Annotated in this window: 11 protein-coding genes; 2 read left to right on the top strand and 9 right to left on the bottom strand. The window is 45.9% G+C overall.

Features of this window, described 5'->3' with window-relative positions:
- Positions 1-171 precede the first annotated feature (171 nt).
- Positions 172-2,400, top strand: a complete 2,229-nt coding sequence (locus tag FE392_RS06275; RefSeq protein ID WP_319929366.1) for an autotransporter domain-containing protein — start codon at positions 172-174, stop codon at positions 2,398-2,400.
- Positions 2,401-2,404: 4 nt separating this feature from the next.
- On the opposite strand, the gene FE392_RS06270 is transcribed toward FE392_RS06275, so the two are convergent.
- Together FE392_RS06270 and FE392_RS06265 are read right to left on the bottom strand one after the other, a co-directional pair.
- Complete coding sequence (locus tag FE392_RS06270; RefSeq protein ID WP_319929365.1) at positions 2,405-2,527, bottom strand: hypothetical protein; 123 nt, start codon at positions 2,525-2,527, stop codon at positions 2,405-2,407.
- Positions 2,524-3,507, bottom strand: a complete 984-nt coding sequence (locus FE392_RS06265) for an MFS transporter (RefSeq protein WP_319929364.1) — start codon at positions 3,505-3,507, stop codon at positions 2,524-2,526. Before FE392_RS06265 ends, FE392_RS06270 begins: the two co-directional genes overlap by 4 nt.
- Before the next feature lie 718 nt (positions 3,508-4,225).
- Between FE392_RS06265 and FE392_RS06260 the strand changes: the two genes are divergently transcribed.
- The gene (locus FE392_RS06260) at positions 4,226-5,278 is read left to right on the top strand and encodes an AraC family transcriptional regulator (protein WP_319929363.1); all 1,053 of its coding nucleotides are present in this window, start codon (positions 4,226-4,228) and stop codon (positions 5,276-5,278) included.
- Positions 5,279-5,312: 34 nt separating this feature from the next.
- On the opposite strand, the gene FE392_RS06255 is transcribed toward FE392_RS06260, so the two are convergent.
- The 7 genes from FE392_RS06255 to FE392_RS06225 form a co-directional block, all read right to left on the bottom strand.
- On the bottom strand, positions 5,313-5,951 hold the full coding sequence (locus FE392_RS06255; protein ID WP_319929362.1) for a hypothetical protein: 639 nt from the start codon (positions 5,949-5,951) through the stop codon (positions 5,313-5,315).
- 275 nt (positions 5,952-6,226) lie between these two features.
- A complete protein-coding gene (locus FE392_RS06250; protein ID WP_319929361.1) occupies positions 6,227-7,117 on the bottom strand; it encodes a SphA family protein in 891 nt (296 codons plus the stop codon).
- 161 nt (positions 7,118-7,278) lie between these two features.
- The gene (locus FE392_RS06245) at positions 7,279-8,880 is read right to left on the bottom strand and encodes a phytoene desaturase family protein (RefSeq protein WP_319929360.1); all 1,602 of its coding nucleotides are present in this window, start codon (positions 8,878-8,880) and stop codon (positions 7,279-7,281) included.
- The gene (locus FE392_RS06240) at positions 8,880-9,680 is read right to left on the bottom strand and encodes a cyclase family protein (RefSeq protein WP_319929359.1); all 801 of its coding nucleotides are present in this window, start codon (positions 9,678-9,680) and stop codon (positions 8,880-8,882) included. The genes FE392_RS06245 and FE392_RS06240 overlap by 1 nt, the downstream gene beginning before the upstream one ends.
- Positions 9,681-9,742: 62 nt before the next feature.
- Positions 9,743-10,291 (bottom strand): flavin reductase family protein, encoded by a 549-nt coding sequence (locus FE392_RS06235; protein ID WP_319929358.1) that lies wholly within the window; start codon positions 10,289-10,291, stop codon positions 9,743-9,745.
- Positions 10,292-10,301: 10 nt separating this feature from the next.
- Positions 10,302-11,570, bottom strand: coding sequence for a styrene monooxygenase/indole monooxygenase family protein (locus FE392_RS06230; protein WP_319929357.1), 1,269 nt, complete (start codon positions 11,568-11,570; stop codon positions 10,302-10,304).
- A gap of 72 nt (positions 11,571-11,642) precedes the next feature.
- Positions 11,643-12,506 carry an SDR family oxidoreductase gene (locus FE392_RS06225; protein ID WP_319929356.1) on the bottom strand — a complete coding sequence of 288 codons (864 nt, stop codon included), beginning with the start codon at positions 12,504-12,506 and terminating at the stop codon, positions 11,643-11,645.
- Positions 12,507-12,862: the final 356 nt, after the last annotated feature.

Below are 12,862 nucleotides of genomic sequence, written 5' to 3'. Positions count from 1 at the left end.
ATCCACAATAAGCAACCATACTTACACGAAGCCATTTTGTTACCAAATGGTTAATTAAAAGTATCCGTTAATTAAAAGCATCAGCAAATCCATTGAGAGGCATCACCTCTATTTTGCCCTTAATAAGCGATGTGCTGATAAATAAAAAAAGATCCTTAAGGAGAATGCTAAATGAAAAAGGCATTTTTATTCACACCTGCGTTGCTGGCTATTTTAATCAGTCCCCTTTCCCAAGCTTTTATCGATGAAGATTTATGTATCATTGGGGATAGCTTAAGTGATACAGGAAATGTCAAAGCAATAGTAATAGCAAAGGCAAAGGCAGAGGCAAAGGCAAAGGCAAAGGCAGAGGGAAAGACAGAGGCAGAAGCAGAAGCAGAGGCAGAGGCAGCTGCAGAGGCAGCGGCAAAAGAACTCCAGGCGAGTTACACCACGGATGGGAACACATCAATGCTTTGGCATGAAGAATTTGCCGGCCGCAAATCAACACCTTCCTTATTAGGTGGCACCAACTATGCCGTGGGAGGCGCAACCGCTATCGAAAAATTTAACCTCAGCAACCCCAACAACACGACAGCAAATCAACTCATAAATTGTCAGAGAAATAGAACCACCCCAAACAGAATTTATGTTCATTACATAGGCGGAAATGATATCAAAGCCGCATTGGTGATGAATCAGGAGATGCTGTTTAACCTCAAAGACTTCTCCGCCTTTAATCCCGATTCGTTGATCAAAGAAAGTGCAGACGCGGCTGTAACACAAATCAACGCATTGACATCAAACAGCAAAAATTTAGTTATTGCCCCTACCATTCCTGATGTGGGTGCAACGCCAATATTGTTGGAAATGGTGTTGAAAGCCGGCATAGAAATGAAAGTCAATACCATTATGAATACCGAAATGGAGAAAATACCCCCATTTTTCCGTCCCTTAGCAGAAGCTATTATCCAAGCTAAAACAAAAGAACAAATAGAAAACATTTTAGGATTAGTCCACTTAAAGATTAATAAGGCAACTATCCCTAACGAAGAAGCCCGTCAATTAGCCCTCCAAAAAGTATTTGAGGAACTCGGCCAACAGGCTGGAAAAAAAGTTCAAGACATGACTGGGAAAAGTCTTAAAGATATTAACTTGGATCCCAAAACCATTGAGAAAGAGCTCGCCGAAGGCTATGCCAAAGCCAGTGCTGTGGCGACAGCCTTGACTGAGGCTTATAACAAGCGAGTAGACGACAATATCAACGGGAATATCTTACGTGTTGATTTTGATGGACTGCTGCGTGAGGCCATCGCTAATCCATTGATTTATGGCTTCGGCAATAACCTCGGTTATGCCTGTGGCTTGGGGGTCGCTGCCAATCAATGTTCTTCCGAACCGAAAGGCAGCGGCAAGCTCGGCCCTAAAGATTTTGATGGCAGCAAACAATTTATTTTCTCTGATGGTTTCCATCCATCGCCGTTGGCACACAAGATCATGGGCCAATCTCTGAAATCCTCCTACATCGCGCCAATACAGGTCATGACCTTGAATCAGGTCAACCGCTTGGCCGTCAATAACACCCGTCATTCCCTTGATGCGCATTTACAACAGCTGCGCAAAGGCGGTAATGAACAAGGGAAAATTGGCGTCTTCGGTGCTTATACCGGCAACCGCCATAACTCCTTTACGCTGGGTGGCGATTATCAATTGGCCGAAAACTTTTTGCTGGGCGCGCTGTATTCCAATGACAAATTCGATCGCTCGTCTACCTCCGATTTCAACTATAATGGAACGGCTCACGTCGTCACTGGCTATGCCTTATGGAATGCCTTTGACAACGCATGGCTGAACGCCGATTTCCATTATGCACGTACGAAATATGATGATCTGACCCGCAGCATCCAACTGGGTATGGCGACCCGCAGAGAAACAGGCGCAACCAAAGGTAACCAGTGGGGTGGCCGTCTTTCCGCCGGTTGGGATATTCCTGTGACCAACGCCATCAGCACCAGCCCAATTTTCCAGTTCGCTTGGGATAAAGGGGATATAGATGGCTATCGGGAATCCACCCAAAACAGTACTTCCATGCGTTTCGGTGACCAGAAGTACACGTCTAAAGTCGCTACATTAGGCTTACGTGTCGATACCCAATTAGGCCGTTTCAATCCTTATGCCTCTATCAAGTTCAATCACCAATTCGGGGATAACCGTTACACACTGCGCAGTGCCATTAAATCCACCAGAACGTCCTTTGTGATGGAGAGTGACCAACAGAAAAGAAACTGGCGCGAATATACTATAGGCGCAAACGCTAATCTGGTCGGTAATGTGCGTGGTTTTGCTTCCGCCACCCGCAATGAAGGCCGTTCGCAAGACCCTAAATATTATTTCACTCTGGGTATCAATGCCAGTTTCTGAATATTTAACGTTTAGTACGAAAAGGACGCCGTTTTATTGCTGAACCAATATCCCGGCCAGAGAGCCGGGATATTGAATCCAATAACGTGATATCAGTGATCACCAATTCATCAATCACCCAATTCACAAACCGCCATATTCTCTCTCATATAAATCAGCAATATCTTCTTGCTTGTGAGCAAGCAGCTCATAAAAAAGAGGAATAAAACGAATAAAAATAGAAATAATGATAATCGCTGATGCTGAAACTATTAATGCAGATACATAGCCATAATTGGATATTATAAACGGTGTCAACAATAAGCCAAGTGGATTACCAATCCCAATAAATGCATTATGAATAGTTTGAACTTTCACGCGATTTCTTTCAGGGATTGCAATAGAGCGGCTTGATTCAATACTGACATTGTTCATCACTATGGCTATACCGATAATAAATGCCAACACACTCCAAACACCAATATGATTAGTGAACGAAAATAATAAGAAACAGGCTCCTATAGTGAAAAAAGAAAGAATCACACTGCGAGATTTGCCGATAATGGGTTCGATTTTCTTTTGCAAATAACAGGATGAGAAAATAGCACCGCCCGCCGCACACCCTTCAATTAACCCAATCGTGACAGGCTCCCCGCCAACAACTTTTGTTATAAAGTAAGGAATGATAAATGACGAAAATGAAACCAGAAACATGTTGACTACCATTGAAGAAAAAGCCCACCAAGGCTCGAAGCGATAGCCAATAAATATCGCCATTGCGTTTTTCATGTTATTACTGGTAAGCGATGAATTTGAAGAAGCGGGAATACCTTTACAGTTTATGGAATTAAGAATAACCAAAGAAATTAATGATAGGAAAATAATAGCCCATATCATATTATCAAACCCGGCTAATTGATATGCTCCCATGCCAATAGCAATCCCAAATAAATTATTTGAGGCTTGAATCAGAAAAGTCTTTCTGAATGCTTCAATGATAAAGTTGTTATCCACTATCGTCGGGATAAAAGCATTCACAATAGGTGCAAAAAATGCCTCGACAAAGCCCACCCCAACAGCTATGGGCATCAGTGCCAGCAAGCTCACCGGCATGGATTTGAGGAGCATCGTTGCCAGCAACATACAGATAAATAATAATATTAATTGGATAAGCAGCCGTTTTTTGCCGAATTGTTCAAACTTATGTGCGAGAAAAAAACCGAATACACTTTTTGATAAGAAATAGATGGCAAGAAAACAGGACGATAACCAGACATTGTCGTTATGCAGAAGGTAAAGTGTCATAATAGAAATAAAAATGCGTGACGACAGTATATATATCGATTCACCATAGCGTATTTTCCAAAAGTCACTTGTCATTATGTTTTATAACTCCTGATATAGCTTTATTTCGATTAAATTGACCAAAATATTATTTCCGGTTGGTATAAGTTTAGTATGGTTTTTGAATGAATTATGGCGACATTTTTATAATTGAATTCAACATATGTTAACCACAAAGAGTCTATGTATTTTTTATCTATTGTCTATTGATTGTTTAAAAACACACGCAGTACATTCATGGCTAATTTCTCTAATAATAAATAAATTCAATATCATGTGAGAAAACAGCTTTTATTAACAATGCAATGCTTCGTAAGACAGATAATCTCAATGTATTCGCCCTCCATAGTTCCCTCTATTTATAATAAATATACGATGATAATAATTGTGAAAAACTATTTAGAAAGCATTTAAAAAAAATATGGATACTGTGAATAGACAACGAGATAACGTTAACTGCACTTTTTTATTTATTCATATTTATTTGATGGAGGCATCTGACATGGTGAACAACAGTACTTGGCCTCTCTATTCAGAACCCAAATCTTCTGATTCGAAATGCGCGGATCCCAAATATGCCGTGCCAAAAATTGAGTCTCATCTCAGTTCACCAGAACATTTGCTTTTTGCATCCAATGATCTTGATGAAATTAAATCGATGGTTGGACGGGTGATGCAACCTCATCAACTCAATATATTGGGCAACAATCAAAAGCTGGATGCCCGAATGCACTATATTCCGCTGGGGAGTTTTTCCATGAGCCGCTTGCGTTACGGCGCCAATGTGAACATCGATCCGGGGGAATTAGGTGACTTTTTTCTCGTTCAGATGCCGTTGGCGGGCCGCGCTTGCATTGAAAGCGGTCACCAACAACTTAATTCGACTCCGGATATGGCATCAGTATTGAGCCCCAATCAACAGACTTCCATGCACTGGCATGCGGATAATGATCAGTTCATGGTCAGAATTTCGCGCTCTTTGCTGGAAAGAACGTTAATCGGGCAGATTGGGCATCCGCTGGATCAGCCCTTGGTATTTGAGTTGGGGTTTGCATGGCGGCATTGTCAGGCATGGCGGTGTTTGATGCTTTATTTGTTGGAGTGCGCAACTCAGGTGCCTGATATCCTGCAATACAGGATGATCACCAATCAGATGGAACAATTGCTTTCCGTCACCCTGCTGTCCACACACCAGCACAATTACGTTGAAGCGGCTAACCGCCGCTGCGCTATTCGCCCACGGCATGTACGGCGAGTGCAGGAATATTTGCAGGCACATGCCCACGAACCCATTACGGTCGAGCAACTCGCCCAAGTTGCGGGAGTTAGTCTGCGTAGCCTTTATTCAGGTTTCAAAGAGTTTCTGAATATCAGTCCGATGCAGTATCTACGCGATCTGCGCATGGAACATGTCCGCACAGAACTGCTGACAGGAGAGGCTACCAGCGTTACCGGTGTTGCCCTGCGTTGGGGGTTCGCCCATATGGGACGATTCAGCGCAGAATATAAAGCTCGCTATGGTGAAACACCGAGTGAAAGTTTAAAACGTGGTTAATTTATTATCATCAAAACAGGTTACAGCTCGCTGTTTATCTCCAGAAAAAATCATTTGTTGCAGGATGGGCTCCTTCATGAGGATAAAACACATCCAATTGATTTAGCTGATAATCCCTGACGCAAAAGAAATCAGTCCCTCTATTCGTTACATGGTACCGGTTACGAATTTCACCTTGAGGGGCACAAACAGGCACAGTTAATTTATCAGCTAGATATTGCAGATATTGGCGAAAATGGTTATATATGCAGACAGTATATGCATCTGCAAAATGAGCACGATCTGCGGAGGCTATAAAAGACACAGCCACAAAAACAGCATCGAGCTTGTTATCCATGTTCATCCCTTGATTATTCTGCGTTAACTCTGGATCAGGTGTAATCCAAAGACCTTCATGCAATATTATTTCCCTGACATTTGAGTAAAACATCCAGGGAGTTATACTTGCATCCAGTAAATCATGACAACCCAGTACAGAGGTGAGAACTAGCACATTTGCCTTACCACCTGAATGATCAATAAAATAGCTAAGACTGAATGGGTGTGAGCCGAGCATTACTTCCGCCGCAGAAGTATGATTCTGGGGAGTATAATTACTATAGTCAGCAGGCCTAGGACGATCACCATAGTGATCCATTTGCTGATAAAAATCATGAAAAGACCTTCCCATCATTTTTCTCCTTAACTTACAAACTAAAGTTATATTCATCGTAAGGAAAAAGTAACATAACTTACATAAGTGATAGTTTATTTGGTTACAATCACAGTTTTGAAATTAATCCCTTTCCATGTCGATTATCTTCTGCATCCCTCCATATGAGTATTCACGATGTCAAATAAAAACGCTGCCATATTACTCAGCAGCGTTTTTTAGTTTATTAATCATGTTCTTATCTATTTTTCATCTATGTCTATGCAGTACTTAGTATTTGAATCCACAATGCAATATCAAAATGGCACCACCGCTTTCAAAAAAACCTGCGATCCTGCCGGACGGTTATTGGCAACAATATCCTTTTGCCATTTCAACGTCAGTAACCAGCCTTTATTATTGGCATAGCGAACGGAAGGGCCTAAACCGAATCCACTTTCTTTGCCCTGTGCTGAATTTGGCCCGTGATCATTGGTAATCTGCTGGAAAACATAGCCACCAACTCCCAGAACCAGACCGTTGCCAACTCCCCACCCCAATGCGTAATCCGCATGAATTGCCTGACCAGAGGTCGTGTTGGTCGCTTTGTTTTTAAAATTGATGTCATACATCACTTTAAGATCGGCATTGATGCCATAGGCAGGGGAATAACTCACCGCCATCGCCGGTTGCAGCCCCCAATGATTTTTTCCTACGCTGGCCGGATCTTGACGATTGTAGCGGCCTGTTGGCGCGTAGGTATCTAAACCAATAACATAGTCTAAATCAGGCTGCGGGTGATAACCCAAGACAGAGCCAACCGTGACATCCCCTATCCCCTTGTTGTTACTGGATTGACCATTTCCCTTGAGGGTCACATCCAATAAAGGCATGACCATATGGAAAGCCAGTTGTCCCCCTAAAATCTGTTTTTCAGTCACCCAAAGCGCCCTTGGGGCAAGGAAATTCACGTTAGCCTTAAAACCGGGAACCGGAAGCAGGGCACCATGATTTCCCCGCAATTCGGTATAGTGAATATTGCCGGCATAAAATGCCGTATGGAATCCCGGTGGTGGCAGTGCGCCTGACAAATAGTTATCCAAGCCATCGGGATAGAGACCGACACCCCCATTTTCTGTCGCCATTGCAGAAGTGCTCAACAGCGATAACGTGATTGCATAAAAAAACTGTCTGAATTTTGTTGCCATGCACTTTTCCTCTCAATAGGAGAATACACTTCGTATTTCAAACCGCCTCTTTGTTGGCTGCGCTCGCTTTTGGGGATGCGCCCCTTGCCACCGCGATGTAATTTGAAATCCATGTGGTGTATACGTAATAAATAAACTGTGAAATGTCTGGCTAATGTCGATTAACGTCGCGCAAGTTGACGGGCGACAAGATAGCCGGAAGTTCCGCCTAATCCGGGGCCGGGATGCGTTGAAGCCCCAATGTGAAATACATTGCTGACTGAGGTTTGATGCGCTTTTGCCCTTTGCAAGGAGGCAAAGGGGCGCAACCAGAAAAATTGGTCAGGTGAGCAAATACCTGAGTAGGGATCGCCTCCGACCAAGTTACAATTCAATGCCTGCAAATCCGCCGGGGAATAGGATTTACGCCCGACAATGGAAGATGAAAAACCGGGGATCACGGTTTCAAGACGCTCCTGTACACGATCCGCAACGGCCTCCCTAAGAGCCGCGTTCCATTTCCCGTCTGAAGGTATTGAGATTTCTCCCAAGGCATCCCCTTTTACATGAGTGGGCAATTCCTGCATTTGGATCCACAAGATCCACCCCCCTTCTGGGGCTCGGGAGGGATCAACTGCCGTGGGTTGCCCTATGGCCAGTGTCGGGTGACTCGGCAAATAACCATTGTTGGCCTGTGTTACCGATAGGCAGACTTGTTCCATGCTTTCAGTTAAGTGGATCAGTGGCACATGGAGCAGTTCCGGTTCACGCCATGCAGGCGGCGTGCTTAAAGCAAAGTGGATTTGCATTCCGCCACGTCCATAACGATAACTTCGCGCACGTTGCAGGACGGCATCAGGCTGGTCATCCAGCAACTGCCCATACAATTGTTGGGGGGTCACATTGCAAACCACCGCCTCGCTGGCGTGATAAACCTTCCCTGCCACCACAACGCCGGAAGCTCGGCGGCTTTTTCCTTTCCCTTGTGTGATGATCCGATCCACCTTGGCATTGGTGATAAGTTGACCGCCATGTTGCTCGATAATGGTGCTGAGGGCTTCTACAATTCGGGAACTGCCGCCTTTCACGACCGGCATCCCCCCGGCAACCACAGCAGCGAAGGTCAGTTTGCCTATCAGGGCGGAGCTGGCATCATCAGGCCCCAATCCGGTATGCAGTACCCACGGTGCTATCAACGCACGACTGAAATCAGACTGTAATTCACGTTCAGACCAGCGCCGGAACGTTTCCAGCGAATGACCTGAAAATTCAGCCAATCCATCAAGGCCCCGCTTTCGCCATTCAGAAAAGAGCAATTTGAACATTCCCAATCCATATGGATTTTGCCCCAGCAAACCAAAAGTCAGTGCGGCATCATCTTGGAAAACTTGTTGCGCCATGCGCTGCAATGCTGCGCCATCCCCCAAGGCAATGTTATCCAGCCGCAAGCCGGAACTGGCAATATCCCGCGTTAAGGCAATCCCTTTGCCGTTTGGTTGTATCAGCCCGGTTGAATAATCACTTTGCACGAACGCCAAACCCACTTTTTCCAAAGCCGGTTTCAATATCTGGTAAGCCGGGCTGCTCAAAAACAGCGGATACCAGCAAGAAAGCACATCGTGGGTGTAACCGGGAAAAAGTTCTTCTGTACGGATACAGCCGCCCAATATGGCATTCCGCTCAAGTACCAGCACAGATTTTCCCCACATTGCCAACAGTGCAGCACAAACCAACGAGTTGATGCCACTGCCGACGATGATGATGTGTGGTTGCGATCCGGTCATTATGCCGCCACTCCTGACAATGGATCGACCAGCGCCAGAACACGCAGTGGACTGCCTGAACCACCTCCGATTTTCAAGGGAGCCGCAATGAGCACCGTTCCGATGGGCGGCAGTTGATCGAGGTTTTTCAGGCATTGCAGGCCATATTTATTCTCTCCGTGCATTAAGGTATGGCAAGGATAAGCCAATGGCCATGCGTAGGATTGGCCTGCATCAGTATTGATGGTTTCTACCCCGAATCCCCGGATATCGCGCTCATGGATAAGCCACTCTACGGCTTCCTGAGTGGGGCCGGGGGTATGCGCACTACCGTCTTGCATATTGAGGAAGCGAACCGGATCTTCTGCCCGCTTCGACCAATCTGTTCTGAACAGCACCCACGCGCCTGCGGGAATGCGCCCATATCGCGCTTCCCACCCCTGCAAAAATTCAACGGTCAGAAGCCAGTCCGGATCCTGTGCCACCTGTTGGCTGGCATCCACCACCACCGCAGGAGCCACAAAGTTATGCAGGGGAATGGTATCGACACTGTTATCCGGGTGATCTTTGCCGCTTATCCAATGAACCGGGGCATCAAAATGCGTGCCGGTATGTTCACCACAACTAAAATTGTTCCAGTACCAGCCCGGCCCATTCTCGTCATAGTGGGAAATGCGCTCCATTTTGAATGCCCAGACTTGCCCAAATTGCTCAGGCAATTGCAGGGCCGGAAAATCCGGGGTTAATGTCTGGGTAAGATCGACAATCTTCACACTTCCCTGATTCAGCGCACAAACCAGCGCATTTAATGGATTTTTCATGAGTATTCTCCTGAGTGTGTTCCAACCCTATGAATAGGCAGACTAAAAGCAGCAGAATGGCTTTATATTCCGCGCATATCATGCAGCCCAGTGAACATACCGCCATGAAAAACCAGTGGCCTGCCTTCAATGCTGGCAACCCGCCTTACTTGCCCAATCATCAGTAAGTGATCCCCCACATGCGTTTGCTGATGGTTAGTACAAACCAGCGTCGCTATTGCGCCTCCGATTGAGGGGATCCCTTCCGGCGTCTCCTGTACCTCAATATCCTGAAATTTATTTTCTACCCTTGGATTCGCAAAGCGCAGTGCCAACTCCTGATGTTCACACCCCAGAATACTGACCGTGAAATATTCACAATCGCGAAATACTTTCAGGTTTGGCGAGTGGTTAACCAAACTCCAGAGGATCAACGGTGGTTCCAGAGAAAGCGAAGCGAATGAATTGATCGTCAGCCCTACATTGCGCCCATCGAGAGTACGGGTGGCAACCACGGCAACACCGGTCGGGTAATTCCCCAAGATTGCCCGCAGCGTCCTCGACTCAAACCCAGTGATTCCCCATTCGCAATCAAACCCAGGCATCTGGCTGTTCAATATATTGATACTCATAGCAACACCTCTACGCTCTGACTTTTTCAACTGTCTGTGAATGTGTCAGTGAGCATGCCAATGAATGGATGAATTCCTCACAGGCATGACTCTCTTTCCACCATGGAAACAAGACAGGGGGATGATTGAAGGCATTGGCGATAGTACTTGCAAGTGCAGGTAAGTGTTGGGCGGCTCCCAATAAATGGAGGATGTGCGGTTCTGGCGGGGCAAGCAGATTGTTCGTCCATTCCACGACACAATGACCATATTGCCAAAATTGTTCGAAGGTATCGTTCATCCATTCGGCCGTAAAAGGTCTGTCGCCACGGGCAATGATCGCTTCATAGTATACTTTGCAGGCTTTGGTGGCATTGTTGGAACCTTGCCCGGTCAGGGGATCATTGGTCACTACCGCATCCCCCAAACCAAATACCTGCCGGCCCGATGGCAAAGTCAGTACGGGTTTGCGTACCACTGGCGCAAAACACCCGGCCAGAATGCCATTTGCATCGGTCAGCTCTACATTTTTACAACGTTCAGCTTCCCACGGCAGGAAAGTCTCAAGGATGTGCTTGCTATAGGCCAGATGTTCCGGCGGTGTTCTTGCCTCTCGCCAGCCATCCATAGCTCCCCCCGGAATGCCTTCAAATACCATAATGTCGCAGGGGCCATTGAGGGTCAGAGCCGGAAACACGAAGTATTCCCCTACTCCGGGGATCAGATTAAAAGACACACGGGAATAGTCGGGTGTCGGCAGCATGCCATTCACATAAGTCAGAGCCAATGCCCGTTGAGGCTTGTCATAGGGAGAACGGGATGCATCGCGCTCCAGCAATTTCACGATTTCACCCTTGCCTCCCGCCAAAATAACCAGCTCATGGTTAGCGGCCAGCTCTTCCAGCTCCGTGACCCCGACATCGCGGATCTCCAGATTGCCGCCACGGGCCGCGAATTGCTCCATCCAGATTGGCATCTTGATTCGTTGATCAACGGCTTGCGCATACTTATCAAGTCTGGCACTCCATGCAATCAGCTTATCACCGGGCATTTCAGGATGAGGAACCGTGAAACCAATGCCTTCAACGGGCGGACATTCCGCCTCCCACTGGTTCAATCCTAAATCACGTTCAAATTGCAAAGAAGAATCAAACATACACTGACTCGACATCACCCGACCATTGCGAACATCATCAGGAGTGCGATTGGTGACGACTGTTACCTGATAGCCCTTGTCCAGCAGCCCAAGGGCCAGAGGCAGTCCGGCTTGACCACCTCCCACGATAGCTATACGACGCATAATATTTTCCTCTTTCATTTTATTCTGGGCTGTGGAATCGAAACGCTTGCGTTATCCCCTTTTCGGGCATACTTACTGTTGTTGCACAGACGTTGATGGCGCATTTTGTTGCGCGGGTTCCGGTGGATTCGATTCTGGTGAAATAAAAGGCTCCGCCAAGCGTGGAATGGCTGGTTTTGCCTGCTCCGGCCCCATCGTCGAATAGCCGCCATCAACGGCATAATCAGCACCAGTCACAAAACTCGCCAAATCTGACAGCAGAAAAGCCACCACTTGCGCAATCTCTTCTGGATCACCCACGCGGCCAAGCAAGTGATAATCGGCGGCGACCTCGTCAGTTTTCTGGCGATTTCCCTGAGTCAGCTCATCCATGACTCGTGACCAAGTCCAGCCGGGTGAAACGGAATTAACGCGGATATGATCAGGGGCGTAATCCATTGCCATACTGCGGGTAACTTGCAATAAAGTGGCTTTTGACGCGGGATATAACCAGCGTCCCGTTTGGGCAACTGAAGATGAAATACTGCTGAAATTAACGATGGCGCCGCCACCTGCGGCCACGAAATAAGGGCGTACAAACTGAGCTGCCTTGATCGCACTGACCACATTGATATTCAAAGCAGTCAACCAATCTTCTCGGTTGGAATCAGCACCATCATCCAGATAGGTTGCGGCGAGATTAATGAGGAAATTCAGGCTGTCATAATACGCAACCACTTCATGGATTCCCTCAGAAAGCTGTTTGTCGTCTGTAATATCAACATGCCAAAACCGAATGGATTCCGGTTTTTGACTGGCAGCTTTACGCCCTCCTTCCTGATCAATATCGAAAATCGCGACTTTGATTCCATATTCACTCAATACTCTGGCAACAGCAGCCCCAATTTTGGTGGCACCACCAGTGATAATGGCAACTTTATTATTTAAGCCTTTCATGAGTGATCACCTTTATTTATTTAATCAATGATTTTTAGGGGATCATCATTACGTAAAATAAATAAATTCAATTAGCCGCTATATGCAGAAAAGATCCATTAAGTGCAGATATGTCATGAATATTTGGAAGGGAATGGGAAGTTATCCGAATCGTGAAATGATTATCCAATAAATAGCTCAACGCAATGAATAATTCAATGAATTATAACGGGAGTGAAAATGACAACCTATTTATTTTGGCAAAGGGAAGTCTGGTATAAAAAATCAGGTGCTCCAAAGTGGGAGAGCACCTTTTTTATATTAAGGTAATGTTTCAATAAAAATAAAAAATTATTTCATCAATATATAATTCAATA

Origin of the sequence: Xenorhabdus santafensis (genome assembly GCF_033949405.1) — a bacterium.
Classification (GTDB): domain Bacteria; phylum Pseudomonadota; class Gammaproteobacteria; order Enterobacterales; family Enterobacteriaceae; genus Xenorhabdus; species Xenorhabdus santafensis.
Note: the sequence above shows the minus strand (reverse complement) of the source record. Positions and strands in the feature narration are given on the sequence as shown.